General features: G+C 35.2%; 24 protein-coding genes and 3 pseudogenes. 6 read left to right on the forward strand and 21 right to left on the reverse strand.

Going from position 1 to position 25,694, the window contains the following annotated elements; translation table 11 throughout:
• Window positions 1-319: 319 nt before the first annotated feature.
• Window positions 320-977: pseudogene (locus FCL54_RS24860) on the forward strand (ATP-binding protein); the annotation flags it as partial.
• Between the two features lie 108 nt (window positions 978-1,085).
• Here the strand turns inward: FCL54_RS24860 and FCL54_RS21820 are convergent.
• The 16 genes and pseudogenes from FCL54_RS21820 to FCL54_RS21895 all read right to left on the reverse strand — a co-directional run.
• Window positions 1,086-1,608: pseudogene (locus tag FCL54_RS21820) on the reverse strand (GDP-mannose 4,6-dehydratase); the annotation flags it as partial.
• A gap of 118 nt (window positions 1,609-1,726) precedes the next feature.
• Window positions 1,727-3,214: an outer membrane protein assembly factor BamB family protein gene (locus FCL54_RS21825; protein WP_138129317.1), complete on the reverse strand. Its 1,488-nt coding sequence runs from the start codon at window positions 3,212-3,214 to the stop codon at window positions 1,727-1,729.
• Between the two features lie 148 nt (window positions 3,215-3,362).
• Window positions 3,363-4,509: pseudogene (locus tag FCL54_RS21830) on the reverse strand (phosphohexomutase domain-containing protein); the annotation flags it as partial.
• 354 nt (window positions 4,510-4,863) lie between these two features.
• Window positions 4,864-6,231 (reverse strand): sugar phosphate nucleotidyltransferase, encoded by a 1,368-nt coding sequence (locus tag FCL54_RS21835; RefSeq protein WP_138129319.1) that lies wholly within the window; start codon window positions 6,229-6,231, stop codon window positions 4,864-4,866.
• A 49-nt stretch (window positions 6,232-6,280) separates the two neighbouring features.
• A complete protein-coding gene (locus FCL54_RS21840) occupies window positions 6,281-6,781 on the reverse strand; it encodes a serine O-acetyltransferase (RefSeq protein WP_138129321.1) in 501 nt (166 codons plus the stop codon).
• Complete coding sequence (locus FCL54_RS21845; RefSeq protein ID WP_138129323.1) at window positions 6,782-7,543, reverse strand: WecB/TagA/CpsF family glycosyltransferase; 762 nt, start codon at window positions 7,541-7,543, stop codon at window positions 6,782-6,784. It lies immediately after the preceding gene.
• Window positions 7,544-7,547: 4 nt separating this feature from the next.
• Complete coding sequence (locus FCL54_RS21850) at window positions 7,548-8,429, reverse strand: glycosyltransferase family 2 protein (RefSeq protein WP_138129325.1); 882 nt, start codon at window positions 8,427-8,429, stop codon at window positions 7,548-7,550.
• 159 nt (window positions 8,430-8,588) lie between these two features.
• Entirely contained in the window at window positions 8,589-9,836 is a 1,248-nt protein-coding gene (locus FCL54_RS21855) for an O-antigen ligase family protein (RefSeq protein ID WP_138129327.1), read from the reverse strand.
• On the reverse strand, window positions 9,820-11,226 hold the full coding sequence (locus tag FCL54_RS21860) for a glycosyltransferase family protein (RefSeq protein WP_138129329.1): 1,407 nt from the start codon (window positions 11,224-11,226) through the stop codon (window positions 9,820-9,822). Before FCL54_RS21860 ends, FCL54_RS21855 begins: the two co-directional genes overlap by 17 nt.
• Window positions 11,227-11,610: 384 nt before the next feature.
• The gene (locus tag FCL54_RS24705) at window positions 11,611-12,144 is read right to left on the reverse strand and encodes an acyltransferase (RefSeq protein ID WP_138129330.1); all 534 of its coding nucleotides are present in this window, start codon (window positions 12,142-12,144) and stop codon (window positions 11,611-11,613) included.
• 24 nt (window positions 12,145-12,168) lie between these two features.
• Window positions 12,169-13,440: a lipopolysaccharide biosynthesis protein gene (locus tag FCL54_RS21870; protein WP_138129331.1), complete on the reverse strand. Its 1,272-nt coding sequence runs from the start codon at window positions 13,438-13,440 to the stop codon at window positions 12,169-12,171.
• 20 nt (window positions 13,441-13,460) lie between these two features.
• Window positions 13,461-15,731, reverse strand: a complete 2,271-nt coding sequence (locus tag FCL54_RS21875; RefSeq protein ID WP_138129333.1) for an N-acetylneuraminate synthase family protein — start codon at window positions 15,729-15,731, stop codon at window positions 13,461-13,463.
• Window positions 15,732-16,418, reverse strand: coding sequence for an acylneuraminate cytidylyltransferase family protein (locus tag FCL54_RS21880; RefSeq protein ID WP_138129335.1), 687 nt, complete (start codon window positions 16,416-16,418; stop codon window positions 15,732-15,734).
• 22 nt (window positions 16,419-16,440) lie between these two features.
• The gene (locus tag FCL54_RS21885; RefSeq protein ID WP_246055417.1) at window positions 16,441-17,085 is read right to left on the reverse strand and encodes a sugar transferase; all 645 of its coding nucleotides are present in this window, start codon (window positions 17,083-17,085) and stop codon (window positions 16,441-16,443) included.
• Window positions 17,086-17,145: 60 nt separating this feature from the next.
• A complete protein-coding gene (gene galU, locus FCL54_RS21890) occupies window positions 17,146-18,027 on the reverse strand; it encodes a UTP--glucose-1-phosphate uridylyltransferase GalU (RefSeq protein WP_138129337.1) in 882 nt (293 codons plus the stop codon).
• A gap of 15 nt (window positions 18,028-18,042) precedes the next feature.
• The gene (locus FCL54_RS21895) at window positions 18,043-19,365 is read right to left on the reverse strand and encodes a UDP-glucose dehydrogenase family protein (protein WP_138129339.1); all 1,323 of its coding nucleotides are present in this window, start codon (window positions 19,363-19,365) and stop codon (window positions 18,043-18,045) included.
• Window positions 19,366-19,616: 251 nt separating this feature from the next.
• Between FCL54_RS21895 and FCL54_RS21900 the strand changes: the two genes are divergently transcribed.
• From FCL54_RS21900 to FCL54_RS24865, 4 genes are all read left to right on the forward strand, one after another.
• Window positions 19,617-19,856 carry a site-specific integrase gene (locus FCL54_RS21900; RefSeq protein ID WP_171016968.1) on the forward strand — a complete coding sequence of 80 codons (240 nt, stop codon included), beginning with the start codon at window positions 19,617-19,619 and terminating at the stop codon, window positions 19,854-19,856.
• Window positions 19,857-19,981: 125 nt separating this feature from the next.
• Entirely contained in the window at window positions 19,982-20,299 is a 318-nt protein-coding gene (locus tag FCL54_RS21905; protein WP_171016969.1) for a site-specific integrase, read from the forward strand.
• A gap of 69 nt (window positions 20,300-20,368) precedes the next feature.
• On the forward strand, window positions 20,369-20,566 hold the full coding sequence (locus FCL54_RS21910; protein WP_171016970.1) for a hypothetical protein: 198 nt from the start codon (window positions 20,369-20,371) through the stop codon (window positions 20,564-20,566).
• Window positions 20,550-20,672: a tyrosine-type recombinase/integrase gene (locus FCL54_RS24865; RefSeq protein WP_425467164.1), complete on the forward strand. Its 123-nt coding sequence runs from the start codon at window positions 20,550-20,552 to the stop codon at window positions 20,670-20,672. The genes FCL54_RS21910 and FCL54_RS24865 overlap by 17 nt, the downstream gene beginning before the upstream one ends.
• A 407-nt stretch (window positions 20,673-21,079) precedes the next feature.
• Here the strand turns inward: FCL54_RS24865 and FCL54_RS21920 are convergent, their stop codons facing one another.
• The 3 genes from FCL54_RS21920 to FCL54_RS21930 form a co-directional block, all read right to left on the reverse strand.
• Entirely contained in the window at window positions 21,080-21,790 is a 711-nt protein-coding gene (locus FCL54_RS21920) for a CpsD/CapB family tyrosine-protein kinase (RefSeq protein WP_138129347.1), read from the reverse strand.
• Window positions 21,771-22,511 (reverse strand): YveK family protein, encoded by a 741-nt coding sequence (locus tag FCL54_RS21925; RefSeq protein ID WP_138129349.1) that lies wholly within the window; start codon window positions 22,509-22,511, stop codon window positions 21,771-21,773. Before FCL54_RS21925 ends, FCL54_RS21920 begins: the two co-directional genes overlap by 20 nt.
• A 220-nt stretch (window positions 22,512-22,731) precedes the next feature.
• On the reverse strand, window positions 22,732-23,496 hold the full coding sequence (locus FCL54_RS21930) for a tyrosine-protein phosphatase (protein WP_138129351.1): 765 nt from the start codon (window positions 23,494-23,496) through the stop codon (window positions 22,732-22,734).
• A 143-nt stretch (window positions 23,497-23,639) separates the two neighbouring features.
• Here FCL54_RS21930 and tagU point away from each other — a divergent pair, with 143 nt between their 5' ends.
• Entirely contained in the window at window positions 23,640-24,542 is a 903-nt protein-coding gene (gene tagU / locus FCL54_RS21935; protein WP_138129353.1) for a polyisoprenyl-teichoic acid--peptidoglycan teichoic acid transferase TagU, read from the forward strand.
• A gap of 26 nt (window positions 24,543-24,568) precedes the next feature.
• Here tagU and FCL54_RS24180 read toward each other — a convergent pair whose 3' ends face one another.
• Both FCL54_RS24180 and galU (FCL54_RS21940) read right to left on the reverse strand, forming a co-directional pair.
• The gene (locus FCL54_RS24180) at window positions 24,569-24,718 is read right to left on the reverse strand and encodes a hypothetical protein (protein WP_171016971.1); all 150 of its coding nucleotides are present in this window, start codon (window positions 24,716-24,718) and stop codon (window positions 24,569-24,571) included.
• Window positions 24,719-24,812: 94 nt separating this feature from the next.
• Window positions 24,813-25,691, reverse strand: a complete 879-nt coding sequence (gene galU, locus FCL54_RS21940; protein WP_138129355.1) for a UTP--glucose-1-phosphate uridylyltransferase GalU — start codon at window positions 25,689-25,691, stop codon at window positions 24,813-24,815.
• Between the last annotated feature and the right edge of the window lie 3 nt (window positions 25,692-25,694).

Here is a 25,694-nt window from a genome sequence, read left to right on the forward strand (position 1 = left end):
AAAGAAAAAAGCTGGCATACAGCCAACTATTGTTCGGTGAATTAGGGAATTTGTTTCCGCTGAAAATAGGGAATATCTAACCGGTGTTGACAGGGAAGTCCCAATGATTTTCATGATGTCGCACAACACTTATCAAAGATACATGGCCACCAAGATAATTTTTCAGCCATTGAATTGTCGACTGAAAATATCCCTTCGGAAAACCCGAAAGAAAAAGCTGCTTTGAGAGAACTGGGTGGGTATCTCAAAATATTAGGGGATGGTTAAATTGGAACCATCCGTTGAAAGTCTCCAAAGACAGTTTCACAGCTAGAGCTTTCTCTTTTCTTACGAAAAAAATCGAAAAGGAGAGAACATGATTAAGAAGCATCTTAAATGGGCGAAGTTCACTCAAAAAAGACTTCGAAGAATTTAGTTTGAAGAACCAACCATTCCTTAGTAACACACAGCTGGACCAATTAAGAGAACTTTCCTGGCTAGAACAATCTTTTAACCTGATTTTCCTAGGTCCGCCGGGTGTAGGCAAAATACATCTGACAATCCGCCTTAGGCCAAGAAGCCATCCAGAACGGCCAACGAGTTTCATTTGTCTCGATGGGAGAATTGGTACCTCTATTAAAAACAGAGGAATATCTTAAGAAGTCACAGTTCAACTCAAACGGATAAGGCAGTCATTCCTGGTTATTGTTGATGATTTATGCTATGAACCAACATGAAGCAAATCTGTTCTTTCACTTAGTAAATCATTTGTAAGAACGAAGTTCGATCATATTGACTTCAAACAAGGGGCAAGAAGAATGGGGAAAATTATTGGGCGATCAAGGTATCACGACAGCGAGCGTAGATCGACTTCTCCAACGCTCATAAGTCGTCTATTAAATGGAGGAAGTCATCGAATTAAATATCGAGATCGAGAATCGTTGTTTCAATCGAAGAGTGTGCAAAACTACTTGACGGTTACACCAGATGCCGCTTAAATAAAATGTCTAACTTTTGGGGTTCAGCTTAATACCTGTCCCCCTTGTTCCATTAGTGATTAAAAGAACAAAAACCTTAATCAAACATTTGACTAAGGTTTTTGTTCTGCCGTCTTCTGTTGGGTAGTCATCCCCGAACATCATCACTTTTTCCCGTTGGCCAAGCGCTACCTGCAGCACGATCGGAATCAAGTGTGATTCTGGATCATGGTCTTCACCGATCCGTCCTTCTGGGTCAGCCCCTGCAGCGTTAAAATAGCGCAAACAGCCTTCAATCCGTATGCCTGGTCCAATTCAACATCTTCTCGATCGCAAGCTTCGTTTCTCCATAAAGATTCGTCGGAACGGTTGAATCGTTCTCCTGGATCAGAATGCTGTCAGGCTCACCATAGGTTGCTGCGGTAGAAGAGAATACGATGTTCTTCACATCATGCTCGACCATCTTTTTCACAAGATGATCTGTACCAATCACATTATTGTCATAGTACTTCAACGGATCTTCTACACTCTCTCCAACAAGAGAATCCGCCGCAAAGTGAAGCACTGCTTCAATATTATGTGTCTTAAAAATTTCATCCAGCAACGATTCGTCCTTTAAATGTCCCTGGTAAAAAGTTGTTCCAAGCAACGCCAGTCACAAGGATTGCCGTTATCGTTCACCTCAATAGAATTTGCCGATTTTTCTGTTCAATAAAAGTTGCTCAATACTATTGAAAAGTGCACTAGTTTATAAGGGAATGATAAACTTCCTATGAAGCAACTTTATAATCTTTTTTGAGCTTCTTTCTTTTTTTAAACAGATACCTCAAACTAAAAACTAGAGCAATTAATATTAAAAAAGGAATAATATATATATATCCGATAAAAACAAGACTGTTACTCTTTGGTTTATCATTAGATCCTAATATATCATTTGTGGGTAGTGCATAAACTTTTGAATTTTGGCTTCCAACAATAAGGTTATGATTCATGATAATTGGTCCTGAAGGTGCTAATTTACCTCCAAGTTGTTTCCTACCTAATAATTCCCCTGCTTTTGAGTCAAAAGCACTTACATATCCTCCTACGTCAGTGAAGTATACAATGTTTTTTTCTGCAACCGGTGGAGCTTTAGTAAGGAATCCAACCTCATAATCCCAATTAATTTCTCCAGATTTCACGTCTACACTATAATATTTCTTTGTGATTGGACTTCCTAAGTAAACATTGTTTTTATAAACCATGGGTGCTCCGGATTTATTATTTTTTACCCACGCGCCGTTACCTAAGTTCTTCTTCCATAAAACCTCACCATTTTTCGCATCTAACGCATATAAATAGTGTTCTTCATTTTGTAACACAGATCCATCTATAACCGGCTTTAAAGCACGTTTTACTATCTCTTTATAAGTACGTACAGTTCCATATTTATCAAAGATATCTTTTAATGGTGGCATTTTTGAGTTTTCTTTTAATGCAGTAACAAAAACAATTTCATTATTATATAATGCAGGAGGAATATCTCCTAAGCCATGTGTACCCTCAAAATTAGTTTCCCACTTTATTTTCCTTTTATCTAGATCTAATGCTAGAAGGTTCTCTTTATTTGATCCCCCCACAAATAATACCCCATTAGAAATTACTGGAGAGGACATATTTATTATTGATCCTAAATTAAATTCCCATTTTGTTTTACCGCTAACTAAATCCACTTCGTATAAGTGTTTGTCACCTGTAACAATATATACAGAATCATTATAAATAGCAGGAGTTGGCATTACTTCACCCTTTGTACTATAATTCCATAATACTTTCCCCGTAGTTGCATCTAAGCATAATAAACCGCTCTTTCCAGTTCCTCTTAGTTCCCCTTTTTTTTGATAAAAACGATTTCCATAACCAACATAAAGTTTATTGTTAACATTAAGTATTTCTGAATGAATCCAATTTGGGGCTTTATTTTCCCAATTTAAATCTCCAGTTATAATATTATATGAATATATATCACCAGACCCGTGATTTCCAATAAAAATATTATCCCCGACTACTACTGGAGTCGATCTTATTTGGTCTCCAGTCTTAAAAGAAGAGTTAATAATTCGACTGTCTTCATTACTAAAAACGGGATTATTATTAAAATTCATGCGATATTGGGTCCATTCATTTGGGCCAAATCCATTAGCTCTTGAAGGATTTGCAATAAACACCATATTAAAAAAATAACAAATTATTAATCCTATAAACAACTTATTTTTCATTTTAAATTCCTTTCATATTTCTTTATCAATTTTTCTACCTTTATTTCAACACAGGGATTAATGCTCAAAATAACTCGTACATTGATATCTATTAAATGCTGAGCCAAATATACCAAGGTATATACTAGAAACTCTTTTATATCTTTCCTTAAACTGAATTTACAATTAATCCGTTCACTCGTTCCATAATGTCTTTCTTCAATGCCTCAAGCAGTTCTTTACTGCTTTCGAAAGTTTCATCTTTTACACCTAAATAAAACTTGATCTTAGGCTCTGTTCCTGAAGGATCTAAGCAGAACCATGAACCATCATCCAGCATATATTTTAAAACATTGAAAGAATACAGAATGATTTCTTCAACTTTCCCTGTAGCTGCAATCGTTCTCTCACTAGATTTATAATCTTCAATGTCACTGATTTTTCTTCCTGAAATCTCCACTGAAGGATTTTCTCTAAACTCAGTCTCAGTACTCAGTCTCAGTTAAGATTAATTGGATTTGTTCAGTCCCGTCTTCCCCTTTCAAAGTCAAAGACTCTAGTGCTTCCTGATAAAAGCCGTATTCCTCAAAGATATCCATCAAGCAGGCCTATACAGCATCTTTATCCCGTGCCAAATCACCGATCAAATAACATAGCTTTCTTCATAGCCGAATAAGAAGCTCTTTTCCCCTGTTTGTTCGAATTCCTTAATTTTTTCTCCGATAAATTTGAAGCCTGTTAATGTATCCATCGTTTCGATGCTATGCTTTTCTGCAATCGCCCGGCCGATTTCTGATGTTACGATTGTTTTTAAAACCGCACTGTTCTCAGGCAGGCATCATTCTTCTTGCCGTAATCTATCCCAAGTTCAAAAGCTGCAGGTTCTTCAGGATTTGGTGATTTTAAAAATTAGGTCAGGAAGCTCTTGCTCAGCTACAACCGTTACATTTTTAAAGCCGATTGGTCAGTATATGCTTGATCAACTTCTTCCTCGATAACTGTAAGCAATCCAGACTCTTTCAACTGTTGCTCGTCTGCTACTTCCACAGTAATTTCATTTTTCACTTCATTCACTTTTGCAATTACAGAATCAGCCGCTACAGGAGGCAATCGCACACCATCTGAACCGTAAACTTTATAACCATTATATTCAGGAGGGTTATGGATTGCGGTGATCACGCTTCCTGCATAAGCTTTCAAATAACGAACAGCAAACGAAAGTTCAGGTGTAGGCCTTAATTCATCAAAAATAATGTTTTTATTCCATTTCCGAGAGTCTTTGCTGTTTCTAAAGCAAACTCAGGAGATTTATGTCTGGAATCGTAAGCAATAACAACACCGCGTTTCCTTGCTTTCTCTCCTTCCTCTACTATTTATCGAGCCAAACCTTCTCATGCTTTTCTTACTGTATATGTTAACTCGGTTTATCCCACCGGCCGATTTCTCCGCGAATACCACCTGTTCCAAACTCAAGATTTTTTAAAAGCTATCTTCTAAAGCTTTTTGATTTGCTTTTTGCCCTTTTAACTGTCCTTTTAATTCAGGGTCTCATTCTTCAAATTGATTCCACTTTTCAAACTGTAGTTACCAACTCATGTTGTCCCCCTATTTATATAGAAAAACCCTCTAAAAGTCCATAAAAAAAGAACCTTTAGAGGTTATCTGTTTTCTCACTTTACCAAACAATTTTCTACAATCTCATCCCAGGTCATAAATATTCGAATGATATCTTCTTCAATAAGCTCAGAACCTGTTTGTACTTCTATAACTTCTATATCTAAATTGGCCTTGATTGCATGTCTTGCTCCAACAGGAATTTGAATAACATCTCCTGCTGATACTTTTCGGATTTCTTCATTTAAAATAAACTCGCCTTCACCTTTAACTATTGTCCATACTTCACTACGCTTTTCATGGGTTTGGTAGCTAAGATTCATTCCTGTTTTAACACAAAGTCGTTTTGTTAAAACTTCGTTTCCATTTTCCATTTTCGTGTGATCTAAGACTTTATACCATCCCCATCGCCTTTCTTCATACATAGGTCTTTGTTCAATTTTATTTACTAATTCTTTCACCCTAGGACTAGCTTCTTTATCTGTCACTAAAATGCCGTCTGGGCTAGCCGCTACAACAATATTGGAAAGACCGAGTATAGACACAGGAATATCAAGCTCATTAATGACATGAGTATTTTCGGAATCGTTACTAACTAGTCCATTCCCAGTGATGTTAGAATCCATTTCTTCAGTTAAAGTGTTCCATGTCCCAAGGTCTTTCCAATATCCTTGATATGGAAGAGCAATAATCTTTTTAGCATTTTCTACGACCTCATAATCAAAACTAATCTTTGGTAATCTATCATATTGCTTAGATAGTTCGTCATATTGAATAGGTAATCCTTTATCTATTAGCAAATTAATTATATATCCTAATTTAAATGCAAATACTCCACAATTCCATAGAGCATTTTTGTCCAATAGTTCTTTGGCCTGTTCTTCATTAGGTTTTTCTCTAAAGTGATCAACATTGATATAAGTGCTATTTTTCATCTTTGTCTCCGGAACAATATAGCCATATTTTTCTGATGGATAAGTAGGTGTAACTCCCATTAACGCTAAATCAGCACTTGAATCTTCCAAAACTGTTTCTAGTTCTTTGACTCTATAAAAGAAATTATTCTCAACATAAGGATCTACTGGCAACACACTAATTACCTCTGCTAAACTGCAACCCTTAATAGAGTAAAGATACGCAGCTGCCAATGCTATAGCAGGAAATGTATCCCTTCTTTCTGGCTCTACAACAGTAGGAACATTGCCGAGTTGGCTTTGAATCATTTCAACTTGTGATTTACTAGTTGCAATTATAGAAGAATTATTAAGATTTACTGCTTCCAGTTGACTCCAAACCCTTTGTACCATTGATTGGAAATTTCCTTCCTTATCACTTAACACTTTTAAAAATTGTTTTGACCTTGAGTCATTTGAAAGTGGCCAAAGTCGTTTACCAGATCCACCTGATAAAAGTACTAATTTCACTAAAGTTTCTCTCCTATCTTAATCTAGTAAATGTAATAATATTTACTTCCTACTTCTTCGTTATTATCCTAGCAGGAACTCCAACCGCTGTGGAATTTTGAGGTACATTTTTCAGCACAACTGCGTTAGCACCAATTTTCGCACCAGTTCCAATACTGATATCCCCCAATACTTTTGCGCCTGCGCCAAGTTGTACACCACTCTCTATTCTGGGAGCCAAATTAGGGTTTTTAACTGCACCTACTGTTACTTGATGGAATATTGTAACATTATCCCCGATAATTGCCTTTCCATGAATTACTATTCCATTAGCTCCATGGGGTAGCCAGATATTTTTTCCTATTATACATTTAGCAGGAATTTCTGAATTACATAACAACTTAACAAATAAGTTATCTAAAATAGCATAAATGAATAAAAGTAGATGTCTTAATATTGAAATTTTAATTTTGTAATACGTATAATTACCTAATCTATAAACGCTCATACTTATAATTCCAGAAGGTTTATTTTTTTGATACCATTTCTTAATCTTATACATATATGACATTTACTTGATTTCCTTTTTTTTCACTAAGATCTTTAATACCTCTAATAAAAATAATGAGTTAGTTACTATATATCTCTTTCCAAGTCGCTTTGGCTCCAATAAAAACCTAAATAACCATTCCAAACCAACACTTCTCATCCATTTAGGAGCCCGCTTCTTGCCTGCAGCAAAATCTATTGCTGCCCCACAACCAACAGCTATATTTATGTTCAAAGAGTCTATATTTTCTTTGATCCATTTTTCTTGTTTAGGTGATCCAAAAGCTACAAACAAACAATTGACCCTTAATTTATTTATATCACTAATTATTTTTTTGTTCTCTTCTTCATTAAAAACCTGGGAAAACGTAGGAGAATACCCCCCTACTATTCTCACTCCCGGATACTTCTCTTTTAAATTTTTTATAGCTTTCTTATTAGAGTCAGGACTAGCCCCTAATAAATAGATGTTGAATTCTTTTTCCTTACTTTCAGCACAAACCCTATCTAATAAATCCGCTCCTGTTACTCTCTCTACCAAAGGTTGTTTAATTAACTTTGATACCCAAACTATAGGCATGCCGTCAGCAATTGAAATATCTGCACTATTTACTATGTTTTTAAAGTCACCATTTTTTTTACTTCTAATTAAAAAATCAACATTAGGAGTAACTATGAATTTCTTTTGTTTATTCTTTTTTAATAAGGAGATATCTTCAATTAATGTACTCATTGATAAATTGTCAAAATTTATTCCCATTAATTGTACTTTATGAAGTTTCATTTGATTACTTCCTAACAGGTTTTATTCCTAATAACCTTTTTAATTGTTGTTTTTGAATAAATTTTTTTTCTGTTGCAGTTACTAACTGTTTTCTAACTTTTATTTGTCCATAAACATATCCTGAAAAAATCATGATTCCTCCAAAAATATAGGGATAATGAAAAAGTCTATAAATACTCCTGGCAGTTAAAAATAAGGGATGATAACCGGTTAAATAATCCGTAAGGCCATTCCTAAACCTTCCCCTCATTATTCCCGCCTTCGATGACATTGGTCTTAAATGAAGTAACTTTAACTCAGGAAAATTCCTCGTTTCCCAACCAAGAGACTGAGCTCTAATTACATCAATAACATCCCATCCAAGATCTTGAACTAGTCCATTAATTTCCTTAAAGCAAGAAACTCTATACACCTTTGATGGGCCTATGGCATAATGCAGCGGTGCATTCTCCTTTACCAAGGAATTATTAGATGACTTAAAATATGTTAGTCCACTAGCAATACCTAACTTTGGATTATTTTCAAATTTAGAAATAAGACTTTTAAAATAATCACTTTCGAACTCTAAGTCTCCATCGAGCTTAACAATATAATCAATAGTTCTAAAATCGATCTCTTTTAATCCAACATTAAAGCTTTCAACTACTCCTCCTCCAAGCTTAGCGTGGCCCCTATCATTCTTTTCAATAACTTCTATCCAACTATATTCTCTTTCATATTCTTTTAAAATTTGAGTTGTTCCATCAGTTGAACCATCATCTACAATTACCCATTTATGTGGTGTTAACTCTTGGTGTACTACGGAATTAAGAGTTGATTTTATTATTTCTGCCTCATTTCTTACAGCAGAAATTATAGCGTACTTACTATTCACTAAAACTCCCATTAAAATCCTCTCCTTGAAAGTTAATAAAATATCACGAAACCAAGAAACAATTAGTAAAACTTTTAAGAAAAATAGTGCCAATGACTTAAATTCATTAATCTTAGCTATCAGTGGAAAAGTTCATGAGTTACTATTCCAATAAAAAACAAGAGAACATTTTTAGCTCTCTTGTGTTTCACTCGTATTTTCTGGATTCTTAAAGAAAAACAAAATCCATATCAAAAATGTAGGATGAAAAAAACTAAATATTTCAGAGTTAGTATTTGATGCCATCAAGACAAAAAAGATAATTAGTAATATACTTTTTTTCTTTATTTCCATCATTCTTTTAGTGAAAAAAATGAATACACCGATAAATGATATGACTCCATATTCAAAAATAAACCTTAAATAATTGTTATGTGGGTTATTTGTTAATTGAGTTTCATAAGCACCAAATGCATCCACTGTAAAAGGTTCTGTTGTTCCGAATCCTAATGATTTTTGAGTGATACTATGGATATTATTGTACACATCTAACATTAGTGACCAGATAACATTTCTTCCTGATGTGGCTGAAAAAAAATAAGAATGATATTGGACATCTGAATGTGTATAGAAAATTACTACTAAATAAAAAAACATAAATATAATAACATTTATTAAAGGTACAGTATATTTCCCTAATATCTGCACAATCAGCAAAAAGATAATACCATACCCTAAAGATACAATGGGAGTAAATCGTAATGTTCCAAAACAGGCAATTAAAGCTAGAACTACGAAAAACAATTTACTTAATCTATTCTTATTGAAGAATAAATTTAACAGAGCAATAAACATACTATAAGAATCAAGATGGGCTGTTGACCCGTAGTAACCGATAAATGTCTTAATTGAATAACCGAATATAATTTCATCAAAAATATTTAGTGATCTACCGTTTATTGTAATAACAGAAAAATACAATAAAAAGGAAAGAGCTAGATAAATTAGGTAAGTAGTATTTGTAATTTTTAATAATTTATCTTTATCTATCTTAAAATTTGAAATAAGGAAGTAAATATTTAAAGCAAATATTAAATAAAAGAAATCGTTATTAATGGTTTCAGTTATTAATATGTTTATAACTAATGAACCAATAGTTATGATATAAAGATAAAAAAAGGACCCACTATATTTTTTTGTATTATTAAGAATCAAATTCATAGATACAAACAACATAATTCCGACATTCATTACTAGTAAAAGTATATCTGTGTAGAAATAGTATCCATTTATACCGAAAGACATAATAAACAAAGGGGCTAAAAATAGGATATACAAGAACTTATTAGAACTTAAATTGTAAACGGGAGTGTAACTAAGGTTTCCCATCAGCTCTCCGTAATCATGAATTAACTCCCTTTCCTTATTCTGTATTTTCATTATTTCTTAGTAACCTTTGTTTTGTCTTTTTAAAGAAGATATCATATTCGTTTTCAACCGCTTTATTATTTACTAACACTTGTTTCAACTCAGAAATGTTAGTAACTACTTTAGCAAACCCTTCTTTTACTATTTCTTCGAGATACTCTACACCAGTATATTGAAAAAGTATAGTTTTACATTTTAAAGAGAATCCTTCATATAATGCAGTAGAATAAACACCAACTTGAAATTCTGATTCACTTAGATAATAATGTAGATCTTTATCATTTGAATCTACAACATTAAAGTTTTTAAGTTGGGAAGCTTTAACTAATTCAATATATTCCCTTTTCCATCTATCATATTCTCCGGGGTGCAGTTTATAAATAAAAGTGTAATCCTTCAGTTCTAAGGCAGAGTGATATGCAAATTTTGATAGTGCATGCCCAACAGTGCCTTGAGAAATAAAAATTATTTGTTTTGGTTTCTTCGTAATATTTCGATATTTTTCGACCTGCATGTTAAAGAAGGGAAAGCCTATAACTTTAATATCTTCAGAGGGAATCGGATATCTTATTCCTTTTTTCCAAAACTCACCAAAAATTAGAAGTTTATCTGCAAAGTAATCTACTTTTTGTTGCTGATTTGGGAAATTATAACCTAAATGATATTTATTAATTACACCATGTTGTAATTCTATAACTTTTATTCCTATTGATTTTGCTGCATGAATTAAAGCGGGTTGAAGATATCCAACTACTAAATAAATTTCTTTTGGTTTCCTTTTTCTTAAAATTTTTTGATAGAAATCATATTGAATTTTAAATTTCCTTATCGCTTTTTTTACCTTATCATATAAATTGACTTCCACGTTAAATTCCTTTTTTAAATCATGTTCAATGTTTTTTAATAAGTTCAATTCTTTCTCATCTAGAAATATTTTTTTTTGTTTCATTTTTGTGATTGCAAATGGATAAAAAAGATCAAGCGTTTTTTTATTTACCCCTTTTTCTTTACTTTTTGTATTTCTTTTTCGAGAATCCGGTTCAAGGAATTGAATTTCATCATTTTCATTTAAGAGGTGATTAGTATATATGTCTATATAACGACCATTTTTTCTTACCTTTCTGGGATGTTCAAAAACTAATATGTCTTTTGTATAAATTCCAAAAAGAGGGTTGAAAAAAATCGAATTATACACAATAGAAGATAATAACACAAAATTACTCCAAATTGTTTTTTTCTTAGTATGAGCCTCACCATAAATACCTTTATTTCTTAATATTTCATTTAGTAGTTCATATCTAATCACTTCCCAGAATTTAACTTCACAGATTTGCTTAGAAAGTAAATTATGCCTGTTTTCTACTTCCCAAAATTTGTTGCATATTTCTTTTATACTTTCCAAATAAATCATCCTATCATAGGTATATTTATTACCAAAATTTATCTTATAGATTGATTTGTGTAAATTTCGGTGATAACTAAGGTAATTAAATAAACTTTACGAGCCATGTTTTAGATCGGAATAAATTGGATAAGGTATGAAACTACTTTTGTTAGTAGAGCCCAATAACCATTGCATTAAGATATTAGTAAAACTTATATGCGCAGCTAAAAAGCTTCTGTACTTTGAAGTTATAGCCTTTTGCATGTGTAAAATATATCATGTAATCATCATACTCATTATACAATCCAGATTACAATTGCTCTTCAAAGCCCTTTTTAACAGAGAAACACATACGGGCAACAACCATTCGAGATATACAAATATACAAAACTAAACAACTTTTTAATGAAATTTCTCTTCATTCTTTAGTTTTTTATAATGTTCAATATCTCGAAATTTTATAAACTTAGCCGGGTGGCCCCCATAAATAGAGTATTTAGGTACATCTGTTACAACAACACTACCAGCCTGTATAATTGCTCCTTCCCCAATTGTCACTCCTCCTAAAATTATTACTCTAGAACCTAACCAAACATTATCTTCTATTGTAATATTTTTAAGTATATAGGTATCATCATAAGGTATTGCGTTTCCTCGATCATAGTTATGGATTTCGTTTATAATAAGGCAGTCTTCACCGGAGTGAAAATTGTCACCTATGATCACAGCGCCTTTGCCAGCTATTTTTAATCCATTGAAGTTTACGTTTCTTCCTAAAATAGTTTTACTGTTTACATATGATTTATTATTTACTGTTAACCCTACGCCAACACTCTTGGCATTCTTTTTGACTCTAAGGGTGAAGTAAGGCTTCAATATTTTTTTATTATATACGCTTCTCAATCTTTTCAATGCCCTTAATATCCATGATAGCATTTGCCATTTCCCCTATTTATGTTGTTAGCCTTTAATGTTTAAATTCCAAGGCATTTTATAAATTTTGGCAGCCATAACCCATGTAACAACAAAGGTTATAAAAAATGAAAGGCTAGTTGCTTGAGCAGCGCCAACAGCCCCATTTAACTTAATGAAAAAATAATTAAAAACTAGATTTAAACATGCTGTTAAAAAGGTTGTATACATTAAAATTGTTGTCTTTTGTAAATAAAATATATAGTTCGTAACCATTTTGTACATTCCATTAAACGCAAACCCAATTGCAATCCAAATAACAAATTGACTTGAGTCTTCAAACTCCTTACCTACAAAAAAACTTAGGAACCATGGAGAGAATAATCCTAACAACATTGCTATTAATATAATAACAACAAAGTATCCATATGTTATTCTAACGATTTTCAACTTATCATTGTATTGATCTTCTTTTAATTTTTTGTAAAACCATGGCACCCATGCCTTGTTAAAAGAATCTTGCAAAATTCCGATAATCATACCTATCTGATAACCAACTGTATAAAGACCTGTAGCCCCAACTCCGACCATATTCGTAATAAAAACGCGATCTACCATTGTAATAAGCAAAGCTCCAACTGTATGTGGTATAAGTGGAAGGCCAAACGAAAATAAATGTTTTAAATAGTCTATATTAAGAGATATTTTTATCCAATTGTTTTTCCATAAAAGGAATAAACCTATAATTCCAAACAAACATACAGCTATTATTTGCCCTTCTATTCTTCCTTGCCATCCCTGTCCGAACCCTACTACAAGAATAAGTGTTATACCTACATTCAAGCTTGTTTGTAAGATTTGGAACAATCCATAAGGTATCGGTTTTACTTGTACTTGCCATAGAACAATCTTGATTTGAACCAAAACCTGAAAAACGGCTACAAGCATAACAGCCCATAGCCACTCTGCAGGAAATGATGTTAATTTGCTTATTTTCCCAGCTAAAAGCCATACAATTATGGAAATAAAAAGTGTGTTTATCGCTAGTACAAACAGGCCATTTGTTATATACCTTGGAACATCGACTTTATCTCGTTCAAAGTATTGTCTGTTAATTGCACCATGCATATTTACGCCAATAAAAGGATTTAAAAAACCTATTAATACCGTGAACATAGCCACGATTCCGTAATCGATAGGTGTCATATACCTGGTCAAAACAGGCATCATCAAAAAAGGAATCGCGGCATTAAGCATATTAGTTAAGGTATAAATCCCAGAGGATCGAAACAGTGAAGAACTTAATAATTTTTTAATCATCTTACCCAGTCCAGACCGTTTTAGTTTGTATTTTTTACAGTTTGGTATGCTTCTTCAAGCCTGTTAAGAGCAATCCAGAAACCTTCTCCATTGTTTTTATGTCCCTGCCATATTTCAGGAATAAAAGCTGCATTTGAAGCATATTTCAAAAGACCTTCAACCAGCGCAGGAAAGTCAATTTCCCCTTCACCAATCTGCAGTCCCTCTCCATCTACACCTTCAGCATCTACGATATGGAGATAAGCAGTATAAGGGCCGATTTGCTTAATAAATTCTGCAAACGACCAGTTATGGTAATTACAAGCTAGCTTTGAATGGGATGTGTCGAAACAAACTCTCATGTTATTTCTTTCACAAAAAGCAACGGTGTCAGCTGGATCCATAAATAAATTCTGATATCTTTGCCCTCCGAAGTGCCACGGGAACGGAGGCATTGTTTGAGGAATAATTTCCACGCCTTCCATATCCAGTTCTGACAGGCTTTTTTCGATCAGATCATAATACTTTTGCCTTTCAGAAGGTGCCAATGGGGCATCCTTCGTGAATCCTCCCATGTTAGTTACAATTAGCGTTCTTCTTGATTTTGAAAAATACTTTTGAAGTTCTCTTGTAATATTAATAACTCGTTGGGCTTCTTTAACAGAGTGCTGTCTGTATTCTTCATCAAATGAACAAAAATCTAACAAGTGGTCTCCTGCAAATAGTTCAGGCATATGAACGACAAAATCCATATCGTAAACGCTGTCAAAGTAGTCATCAAGGTTCTCGTCTAAATCCTTATAACTTAAATGGAACTCTAAAAAGTCAGGTGACGTCTTTTCAAGAATCGATTTAAAATCATGATACCTGACTGGCACACCCCAGCGGTGACCAAACTGATAATGTTCTTTAGGTTTAACAAACTCTTCTTTCAAGTCGGATTCATAGAAGAATTCCCCGGGTTTAAAATCACGTTTTGCAGGTTTTCCGATCAGTTCTGCCTTTCTATTAGGCTGAAGGCCTTTACCCGGGCTTTTAATTTCAATCATTTGTTCTTCTATGATTTCCCCTTCTTTTAGGTCGCAGTTAATAACAAGGCTCTTCGCAAGGTTCTCTCTATTAATAAGTTCACCTTGGGACATAATTCTTTCTTGAGAAGTACCTAGTGCAAGTTCAACTTCACGAATAGCCTGTACCATCATTTTGAATTCGTCCGGAAGAAGACTTACCTTATGATCATTACCTTCCATGTTACGGTCTAAAGTGAAATGTTTTTCAATCACCTTTGCACCTTTACTTACAGCTGCGATTGCAACGTTTATGCCACGCTCATGACCTGAATATCCAACAAGGCATTGACCAATTTCCGTTAGACGGTCCATGTAATTCAAATGAACATCTTTAAACGGAGCAGGATAAGTTGAATTACAGTGCAGCAGAACGTAAGGAGCCCCTTCGCGTTTCAGGATACGAACAGCTTTCTTTATTTCATCCTCTTTTGACATTCCGGTTGAACAAATAAGTGGTTTACCCGTCCGTGCCATTTCAATCAATAGTTCATGGTTTGTTAAATCCGCTGAAGCAAGTTTATAAGCAGGCATACCATACTCCTCTAGCAATTGCAGGCTTTCGCTATCCCACGGAGTACAGAGAGGCAAAATGCCCTTGCTTTTACAATATTCAAATGCTTCGATCATTTTCTCGTTAGAAAGTTGGAAACGGGAAAGAAGATCTAACGTATATTGTGAACCTAAATCTTCGCTAGCATCATTTGCATTCCCTGCATTTTTATATAAGCTGTTTAAGTTTCTTAGCTGAAACTTCGCACAGTCCGCTCCTGCTTCAACAGCTTTATCGATGAGTGTTTTCGCTATTTCAAGACTTCCGTTATGGTTATTTCCGATTTCTGCAATTAAGAAAGATGGAGAGTTCTCATCCAGTACAAAGTCACCAATTTCCATTTTGTTGGAGTCTCTTTTGGCGATAGCTACCAGGTGATGCTTTTCATCTACAACAGGTATAAATCCAATCTTCTCTTCGAATAACTTCTCGATGTTTTCATTACTCTCTTCTTTATTGACATATCGATAGTTTTTATTTACTGCTAATTCCACTGGTTGATTTAAATCAATGTTTTCCTGTTTTACAATCCAACGACGAAAGTCGCCATCGGTAAGGACGCCTTCTAGCACACCATACTCGTCAACAGAAAAAATGATCTGTTCCTTATTATCACTAATTTTCTTTAACGCATTAACGATGCTGTCTTGAGAATACACAATATATTTCTTGATGTTCTTATCTATGATCATTTAGCGTTCAAGCTCCTTCAGAAAAATTTCAACTATTTTAAAGTCTGTAAGTGAATCGATTTCCCAGCTTTCTTCTTCATCCATAAGAAACATAGATATATTTCCTCCGAGCCGGTTCTTATTATTAAGAAGTACTTCTTTGTTTGTTATATAAATAGATCCGTTTTCTCTACACCATCTGTCTTCGGGTTGTATATCCTGCCTTCGTGGGCGATTTTTATAATTGTATAGCGCCTCTGGCTCTTCTTTATTAACCCAAAAAAAATGGTGATTTTCACAAACACTTAACAACGAATCTGCTTTTTCAGATTCAAACTGTTGGATTCCCTGAGAAAGTCTACCTGTTTTTCTAACTGGAGATGTTGGCTGAAGTAAAACAACCGCATCCGTACTATAATTTTCATTTTGTTCAAGCCATTCAACCGCATGGATGAGAACTGGTTCAGTAGCGGTGGTATCTTCAGCTAAATAGCCCGGTCTCATGAACGGAACCTCACCATCATATTGTTTAGCTATCTGTGCAATCTCTTCACTGTCTGTAGAGACTATAACTCTATCAATTTCTTCACATTCCAATGCTTGCTCAATACTCCAGGCAATTAAAGGTTTTCCATCGATTAAGCGTATATTTTTGTTTGGTACGCCTTTAGAGCCTCCACGCGCTGGAATTACGGCAACATAATTCATCTATAAACACCAACTTTTTTTATTAATAAGCATCCTTAGAACCAAATAAAACAAACACAGTTATAAAAATTAATTTAAAGTCATACCAAACACTTCTGTTTGCTATGTATTGGAGATCAAGTTCCACCATTTCATCAAAACCGATATTACTCCTACCACTAACCTGCCATAACCCTGTACATCCAGGTTTGACTAAAAGTCTTTGTTTATCAAAATCTGCATATTCCTCAACTTCTCGTGGTAATGGAGGACGAGGACCCACAAGACTCATATCCCCTTTAAAAACATTCCATAACTGAGGAAGTTCATCGATGCTTGTTTTACGAATATACTTTCCAATTTTAGTTACGCGCGGGTCATCCTTCATTTTAAACATTGCCCCGGTTGTTTCATTCTTATCTAGTAACTGAGCTAATAATTCCTCTGCATTTGAGACCATTGAACGGAACTTGTACATATAAAACTCTTCCCCGTTTAAACCAGTTCTTTTTTGTTTAAAGAAAACAGGTCCTTTTGGGTCTTCTATTTTGATAAGTAAACCTACAATAAGAAATAAAGGAAATAATAAAATCAACCCAAAAAGTGCCCCTGCAAAATCTAGTGTTCTTTTCAAAAACAGATAGGACATTTTTGTATTGACTATTGAATCGTATACAGACGCTTCCACGTGATCTTTTTGTAAATTTATATTTGATTGTGCACTGGAAATGGCCACTGCCGTTCCCCCTTATTTTGTTAGTTTCTCCCTCTCAAGCATTTTTTCTAAAGCTGGTAGTACATCGTATTTTAATTCTTCATTTTTCAAAGCGAAGTCAATCGTAGTCAGAATAAATCCTAGCTTTTCACCAACATCATACCTTGTACCTTCAAAGTCATAAGCATATACTTCCTGAATGGTATTTAGAGTCTGGATCGCATCTGTCAATTGGATTTCTCCGCCAGCTCCAATTTCTTGTCTATCAAGAAAATCAAAGATTTCTGGAGTTAGCAAGTAACGGCCCATGATTGCTAGATTGGAAGGTGCATTTTCTTTCGGCTTTTCTACAAAATTGCTAACTTTATAACGTCTTCCTTCTTGTAAAGATGGATCAATAATTCCATAACGATGTGTTTGGTTATCAGGTACTGTTTGTACCCCGATAACAGAAGAACCTGTTGCTTCATATTGTTCAATCAACTGTTTTAATCCTGGTTTTTCTGAAACAACAATATCGTCTCCTAGTAAAACAGCAAACGGCTCATTTCCAATAAAGTTTCTAGCACACCATACAGCATGCCCAAGACCTTTAGGCTGCTTTTGACGAATATAGTGGATGTTAACAAGGTTAGAAGCATGCTTTACTTTATCTAAAAGGTCTATCTTACCTTTTTCAAAAAGGTTTTGCTCTAACTCAAAAGAGTAATCAAAGTGATCTTCAATTGCTCTTTTACCTTTACCTGTAACAATAATAATATCTTCAATTCCTGACTCGATTGCCTCTTCCACTATGTACTGGATTGTTGGCTTGTCCACAATTGGAAGCATCTCTTTTGGCATTGCTTTTGTTGCTGGAAGGAACCTAGTCCCTAGACCAGCAGCAGGTATAATCGCCTTTTTTACTTTCTTCAATTTAAAATCCCCCTATTAATTTACTACTAATTCCTTCATGACTGATGGACGGCCAATAGAGTGATATTCGATATTTACATTTTTTGTTTCTTCTATAGAAAAGCAGTTACGGCCATCGAATAGAACTGCTTCTTGCATGACGTTGTTAAGATTACTTAAGTCGATCTTCTTAATCTCATCCCACTCAGTTAAGATAAATGCGCAGTCAGCATTAAGTATAGCTTCGTCTATTGAATTTACATACATTATTGCACCAGGCAGAAGTTTTTTCGCGTTCTCCATGGCAATAGGATCATAAGCAACAACTTCTGCTCCCATTTGGACTAGCTCTTGAGAGATTTTGATAGATGCTGCCTCACGCATATCATCCGTGTTTGGCTTAAATGCTAATCCAAGTATAGCAACTCTTTTTCCTGAAAGAGTTCCAAATCGATTTATCGCCTTATCAACTAGCAACCTTTGTTGATCGTTATTTACTTTGATAACAGATTTTAATAGTTCAAAATCATGCTCTACATTGCCAGCGATTTGAACTAAAGCGTTTGTGTCCTTTGGAAAGCAAGATCCACCATAGCCGATTCCAGCATTCAAGAACTTGTTTCCAATACGTTGATCAAGTCCCATTCCAATTGCAACATCTTCAACATTTGCACCTGTTTTTTCACAGATATTGGAAATTTCATTAATAAAGCTAATTTTCGTTGCAAGGAAAGCATTAGAAGCGTACTTGATCATCTCTGCACTTCTAATATCGGTTTTATAAACTGGGATTCCAAACGACTTATTAACTTCTTCTATTAAACTTGCAGCTGTTTCACTATCTGATCCGATAACAATACGGTCTCCATAAAACGTATCTTTTACTGCTGACCCTTCTCTCAGGAACTCTGGGTTCGAAACTACTTCTACTTTTACATCGTTAACCAGTTGTTCCTGGATTAGCTTTTTAATATAGTCATTTGTTCCAACTGGTACTGTACTTTTTGTAACTACTACTACATCATTAGTTACCTGAGTAGCTATGTCTTTTGCTACTTGTTCAATGAACAATAGATTGGCTGAACCATCCCCATTTTGTGGAGTTCCAACAGCAATATAAATTGCTTGAGCATTTTGGAAACCTGCTTTGTGGTCTGTTGTAAAAAACAACCGTTCTGCATCTATGTTCTTTACCATTAATTCTTCTAAACCTGGCTCAAAGATCGGTGAGATACCTTTCCTCATCTTTTCTACTTTTTGTTGGTCGATATCGATACAGGTAACTTGGTGGCCGATATCTGATAGGCAGACACCTGTTACTAGACCAACGTAGCCAGTTCCTATTACTGAAATTTTCATGTTTACCCTCCTGCTATATAATAGGGAAGAAATTTTATAAAACCACACCAAATTCGCACGTTAACGCGTTAAATTAAATTATTTAAACTTTAAAAAAACTTCCGATAAAAAAGGAATTCATCTATCCTTTGTATAACTATTTAAAAATATCTGCTAGGTCTTTATCCCCATCTCCTGTTTTACCCTCAATATGAACTACCTTCATTGAAATACCTTCTTATTCAGCGTAAAAAAAGATACGAGGTGATAATTTGTTTCAATTGATCGGTGAATATTTAGATTCCTTAGAAATTGAAAAAGGTCTCTCTTATGGAACCCTGGCAAACTATAAGAGTAAACTTAAAGCTCTTGCAAATTATTTATCCGTTTACGAAAATATCGATCAATGGGATGGTGTTACTTTCCCCCATCTGCGGAACTATCTAAAATACTTAAAAGAAGATCAGAATAAAAGTGCTTCTTCACGTGCTAATAGCGTCTCTTGTTTTTAGGGATACTTCAATTTTCTTTACCTAGAAGAAATTATTGACCGGCCTATCAGTGATCGCCTGGTAACTCCCAGAGTTGATAAAAAGCCCCCCGTTTTTTTATCAATCGACGAATGCAAAAGCGTCAGGTGACGTATCGTCATCTCCGCTTGTTTCTTCAATTTTTAGTAACAGAACGAAAGAACGGGCCTGCAGCAAGAGCAATTAAAGTATCCTGCATGAAAGGTTTCTTTACGTTTCTTTACCTGGAAGAGAAGATTAACCACCAGATTGCTGACCGGTTATTCAAACCAAACATGGAACAAAAGCTCCCTGTTTACTTAAGCCAGGAAGAATGCGCCAGGTTTCTCGACGTCATTCGCGATGAAAGCCGTCATTCTATTAGAGTCAGCACGATCATCCTTGTTTTCCTTTATACCGGCATCCGACTAACGGAACTAATTTAAGTAAAGAAAATATACGGGTTTAATACTCTTAAGGTTTTGGGTAAGGAAAGAAAGGAACGTCTCATTCCTTTGTCTCCACAGTTAAAAAACGTACTTGAAAGATACATAGAATACTTAAAAGGTTTGCTCGGCGATGAATACGATCAAGTGAATCCATTATTTATAACACGCCGTTATCAGCGATGGAACCGTATCAACCGTAGAACCATTCAAGACATTTTTAACAACTACGCACGAAAAGCTCGGATCAATAACGAAACACTTTAGTGCACACAAATTAAGACATAGGTTTGCAACTTTGCTTTATAGTTCAGGTGTGGAACTCCTGGAATTAAAGCAACTGTTAGGCCATAACTGTCTGGATATGAAATAGATTATGTACGTATGATTGTCGATATCCTTAGAGTCAGCATCCGCTGGATCTTGATAAATAAAATAATTCCTCTCATTCAATAAGAATTATGTAACAGGGCATCTAACCCTACCTCATCACTACACTAACGACAACTTGTGTCTAAGGTGCTGAGTCATTGTACCCACAGCATAGCCGAGTGCCTCCGTCGATAATGGCAAGGAGACATTGCCAGTTTACATTTTTACAACTTGTAAAGTTGGTGATATTTGTTAATATTTTACAGGTTAAATAAAAATATAATCCCTTATCTTGAGACTATTGTGCGATAAGGGCCTGTTGTCGATTTTCATTACTAAAACTCTAATATTATCTTATCATGAACTTATTCCTTGCAAAACAGAATAACCTGTCTTGTTTTGTCGAATTTACTTGTTTGCGTAATAATAGTAATATTGTCCCTCTTTCATTTTCTTGCCATTTAACACTACTCCTAACAACTTCCCGTTTGCTTTTAAGATTCTTTCTTTCGCATGTTGAGCAGCTTCTTTTTCTGTAAATCCACTTCTCACAACTAGCACAATACCTTGAGTATTATTTGCCATGATTTGTGCATCTGTTACCGCCAGAACAGGTGGGCAATCATAAAGAACGACATCATAGTAGCTTTGCGCTTCTTTCATAAGGTCCCGCATCGCTTTTGAGTCTAACAGCTCTGATGGATTGGGTGGTATCGGGCCACTGGTCAATACATCAAGGTCGGGGACCAGTGTTCTAGAAATAGCGTTTGCTAAATTGGTTTGCTTTGTCAAAACATTTGTAAGCCCCTGGATATTCGTCAGCTGAAATGTATAATGCATTGTTGGTTTCCGCATGTCAGCGTCTACGAGTAATACTCTTTTCCCCTGCTGGGTTAAAACAATCGCCAGGTTTGCTGCCGTAGTCGATTTTCCTTCTCCAGGTCCTGCTGATGTCACCATAATGCTCTTCATCTCTTCATCGATAGAAGCAAATTGAATGTTGGTTCTTATCGTACGAAATTGTTCAGCAATCGGTGATTTTGGATTTTTGTATGTGATTAAGCTACGTTCATTTAGTTTCTTTAACTGTTTCCGATCTTTACGACCCAAGTGTCTCACTCCTTAACGATGATGTAGCGGCTTTTTGGGATGATTTTGACTTACTCTCATCAATAACAGGAATTGTTCCAAGTATTGGTAGTCCAAGCTCCCGATCAATATCGTGTTCATTTTTAATCGTGTTATCCAGGTATTCGAGTAAGAATGCTAATCCGACGCCGGTCATTAGTCCAACAACGAATGCAATCGCCATATTTAGCATTGGCTTCGGGCTTACAGGAGAAGGATCGGCTCCTAAATCTGCTTCTGAAAGAACATTTACGTTATCAACATTCATAATCTCTTTGATTTCATTTTCAAACACGGTTGCTATTGTGTTTGCGATCTTAACCGCCATCGCAGGATCGGGGTCTTCTACCTTAATTTCAACTACCTGTGAATTTTGTGCGTTACTAACTGTAACCTGGCCATTTAATTGTTGAGAAGACTTATCTAAACCAAGTTCAGCTATTACTTTATCAAGAATCGTTGGGCTCTTTATGATTACATTATATGTATTGATCAATTCGAGATTGGTCCGTACCTCATTGAAATCAAATGTCCGCTCTTCTGAATTAGATTGGTTTACTAGAATTTGAGTTGAAGATTGGTAGATGGGAGTTATGAAAAAATAAGATATAATTCCACTTACCAGTGTAGCAATGACCGTTATTAATATAATTAGGTTGAGACGCTTTTTTAACACTACAAATATTTCTTTTAGGCTAATCGTTTCTTCCATCGTATCCTCCATTTGTTACGGTACTTTTATTACAAGTATTAATATAGCACAGATAAACTTACAGGATTACCCTTTTTTCGTAAAAATTAAACACTTTTATAAAAATAGTAATAAAGGTAGGTTGAATGGTGTCGAAAACCGTCATGTAACCGTTCTCATTTATAAGAGCCTGATTTCATTAGATAAATTGAGAAATAAAAAGAACCGCTTTAAAAAGCGGTTAGATAAAGAAAAACTTTTTCTTTTTTATTCTATCTGGAATTTCTTTGAAGATGGTTTCACCATGCACTAGCCGCTCCGCATTTTCCTGGAACTGGAACTTCACTTCCGAAGACAATTGATTTTCTACTATATTATAAGCCTCTTGAAGATGAAAGGATCTGTTCGTACAGTTATGGGCATCTGAAGCAAGGAAATGTGTAAGGCCATGTTCAATTAGCTGTATGGAAAACTTTTTGATCTTCTTTCCAAAGTCACCGGTTAAACTCGAAGCAGTAAGCTGGGTTAAAGCACCATTTTTAACTAAGTCATATAAACGGTCAGGATTTTCCATAAGTTCTTTATTTCGTTCCGGATGAGCAATCACCGGTGTAATCCCTCTCAGTTGTAAATCAAAGAATAACTTTTTGGAATAAGAAGGGACATTGCTTGAAGGGAACTCCACCAGCATGTGGTTATGCTGGTCATTGAATGTAAGAAGTTGGTGGCTTTCATACTCTTCTTCCATTTCCCCGTTTATTCGAATTTCTTGTCCTGGTAAAATTGTTAAGGGAATATTTTCAACTTTAAGTTGTTGATTGAGTTTTTCGATTGCCTCCAGTATTCTACTCCGTTCATTATGGTGATGCCCATTTTTATGATGGGGAGTTGCTACTATTTTCGTTATTCCTTCCTCAACCGCTTTTCTGGCCATTTCAATACTATTTATTTCATTTCGTGCTCCGTCATCGACTCCCGATAAAATGTGACAATGAATATCAATCATATTTTAATTTCAACACCTCTACTATTTTAGCTGATTCATATTATAACATTTTTATAAAACTAAGTTGCCTTCCAATTCTATTATCATTTATAATTCTACAATAAGCATCCTATTTCTACCAGAAGCATGAAAGGAAGGTTAAAATGAAAAAAGCGGTATTAATCATTGCATCGATAATCGGGTTCATTGTGTTGGGAACCGGAGGCTATGCATATTATCTTTACCATAATGTGAAAGAGACTGCCTCACAGATGCATGATGATATAGATCGTGTATCAGATAAACGGGAAAAGAAAATTGAACCAGAGAAGAAGGACCCCATTTCGATCTTAATGCTTGGAGTCGATGAAAGGGAGCATGACAGGGGGCGGTCAGATACAATGATCGTGATCACCGTTAATCCAAACGACAATTCTATGAAAATGTTTAACATTCCACGAGACACAAGGACTCAAATCATAGGAAAAGGGTTTGATGATAAAATCAACCATGCTTATGCTTTTGGTGGTATAGAAATGGCGATGGATACGGTAGAAAATTTCCTGGATATACCTATAGATTACTACATTAAGGTGAATATGGAAGCATTTAAAGATATCGTAAGCGCTGTAGATGGTGTAACCGTAAACAACGAGATGGCTTTTAATTATGAAGGATACACCTTTCCAGAAGGGGAGTTAAAATTAAATGCTAATGAAGCCCTGGCATATTCGAGAATGCGTTACGAAGATCCCAGAGGTGATTTAGGCCGGAATGAAAGGCAACGGAAAATTATTGAAGCGATTATCGATGAGGGAGCAAGCTTCTCCTCATTAACGAAAGTCGACAATATTCTTGAAGCTCTTGGTAAAAATGTAAAAACAAATCTAACCTTTGAAGAGATGAAGGACATTCAACAGAACTACAAAGAAGCAAGAAAGCATATAGAAACATTTGAAGTCAAAGGTTCAGGTAAAATGATAAACGGAATCTATTACTATATGGTTTCTGAAGATGAAAAACATAAGATTACAGCTAAATTAAAAGAGCACTTGCATATCAGTTAAGGATGGGAAAACCCATTCTTTTTTGTTTATATGATATCTTTATCTTCATAACTATTTTTAAGCAATATTTCTTTTATTTTTTCAACAGTGAACTGCATATTTTGGCTCGTATCGTCACTTGTTTCTATTTTCGTGACCAATTGTTGCAATTCATCTACTAAATTAAATTTGTTCATCTTATCTCACCCTTTCTAGTCCTTGTTTTACTATAGTCTGATACCCCATCTGTAAATAGCGCAAACTAAAAAGATGACTTTAAAAGCCATCTTTCTAGTTTGACTGTTTTATAAGTGTTATCATATATTCATACACATCTTCTTTTAAATCGTTACGGTGCAACGCAAAGTCCAGAGTCGCTTTAATAAACCCAAGTTTATCCCCAACATCATAGCGGTCCCCTTCAAACTCATACGCATAGACGGCCTGCGATTCACTTAATGTTTTAATCGCATCGGTTAACTGGATCTCTCCTCCTCTTCCCGGCGGAAGGGTTTCGAGAATATTGAATATCTCCGGGCGTAGGATATAGCGTCCCATCACTGCATAGTTGGAAGGAGCTTCTTCCAGATCCGGCTTTTCTACAACAGAACTAATTGGAAACAGTCGCTTTCCTGCAGGAGCTGCTTCCGGTGTGACTACTCCGTACTTATGTATATCTTGATCAGGTACCTGGCGAACTCCTAATATGGACGAATTACAAAAATTGAACTCATTGATCAACTGTTTGATACATGGAGTTTCTGATTGAACGATATCATCGCCAAGCAGAACAGCAAACGGCTCATTCCCGATAAAGTGGCTCGCACAGCCAATCGCATGTCCAAGTCCCTTTGGTTCTTTTTGCCTGATGTAAAAGATATTCGCCATGCCAGAGATTCGTCGGACTTCTTCTAACATTTCGTGTTTTTGCTTTAACTCCAGCGTTTCTTCGAGCTCATAGGACTTATCGAAGTGATCCTCGATCGCCCGCTTTCCTCTTCCGCTGATGATAATGATATCTTCGATTCCTGCCTCCACCGCTTCTTCTACAATATACTGAATGGTAGGCTTGTCTACGATCGGCAGCATTTCTTTAGGCTGGGCTTTCGTTGCAGGCAGGAAGCGGGTTCCTAATCCGGCTGCTGGGATGATTGCTTTTTTGACTTTCAAAAT

The sequence above is a fragment of the Exobacillus caeni genome (assembly GCF_005747095.1).
Taxonomy (GTDB): domain Bacteria; phylum Bacillota; class Bacilli; order Bacillales; family Guptibacillaceae; genus Exobacillus; species Exobacillus caeni.

What these genes read in the sequence shown, in the direction of transcription:
- FCL54_RS21825 (WP_138129317.1), bottom strand. Translation starts at nt 3,214, where the DNA reads ATGAAAAATAAGTTGTTTATAGGATTAATAATTTGTTATTTTTTTAAT.
- FCL54_RS21840 (WP_138129321.1), bottom strand. Translation starts at nt 6,781, where the DNA reads ATGTCATATATGTATAAGATTAAGAAATGGTATCAAAAAAATAAACCT.
- FCL54_RS21845 (WP_138129323.1), bottom strand. Translation starts at nt 7,543, where the DNA reads ATGAAACTTCATAAAGTACAATTAATGGGAATAAATTTTGACAATTTA.
- FCL54_RS21850 (WP_138129325.1), bottom strand. Translation starts at nt 8,429, where the DNA reads ATGGGAGTTTTAGTGAATAGTAAGTACGCTATAATTTCTGCTGTAAGA.
- FCL54_RS21855 (WP_138129327.1), bottom strand. Translation starts at nt 9,836, where the DNA reads ATGAAAATACAGAATAAGGAAAGGGAGTTAATTCATGATTACGGAGAG.
- FCL54_RS24705 (WP_138129330.1), bottom strand. Translation starts at nt 12,144, where the DNA reads ATGCTATCATGGATATTAAGGGCATTGAAAAGATTGAGAAGCGTATAT.
- FCL54_RS21870 (WP_138129331.1), bottom strand. Translation starts at nt 13,440, where the DNA reads ATGATTAAAAAATTATTAAGTTCTTCACTGTTTCGATCCTCTGGGATT.
- FCL54_RS21875 (WP_138129333.1), bottom strand. Translation starts at nt 15,731, where the DNA reads ATGATCATAGATAAGAACATCAAGAAATATATTGTGTATTCTCAAGAC.
- FCL54_RS21880 (WP_138129335.1), bottom strand. Translation starts at nt 16,418, where the DNA reads ATGAATTATGTTGCCGTAATTCCAGCGCGTGGAGGCTCTAAAGGCGTA.
- FCL54_RS21895 (WP_138129339.1), bottom strand. Translation starts at nt 19,365, where the DNA reads ATGAAAATTTCAGTAATAGGAACTGGCTACGTTGGTCTAGTAACAGGT.
- FCL54_RS21925 (WP_138129349.1), bottom strand. Translation starts at nt 22,511, where the DNA reads ATGGAAGAAACGATTAGCCTAAAAGAAATATTTGTAGTGTTAAAAAAG.
- FCL54_RS21930 (WP_138129351.1), bottom strand. Translation starts at nt 23,496, where the DNA reads ATGATTGATATTCATTGTCACATTTTATCGGGAGTCGATGACGGAGCA.
- tagU (WP_138129353.1), top strand. Translation starts at nt 23,640, where the DNA reads ATGAAAAAAGCGGTATTAATCATTGCATCGATAATCGGGTTCATTGTG.
- FCL54_RS24180 (WP_171016971.1), bottom strand. Translation starts at nt 24,718, where the DNA reads ATGAACAAATTTAATTTAGTAGATGAATTGCAACAATTGGTCACGAAA.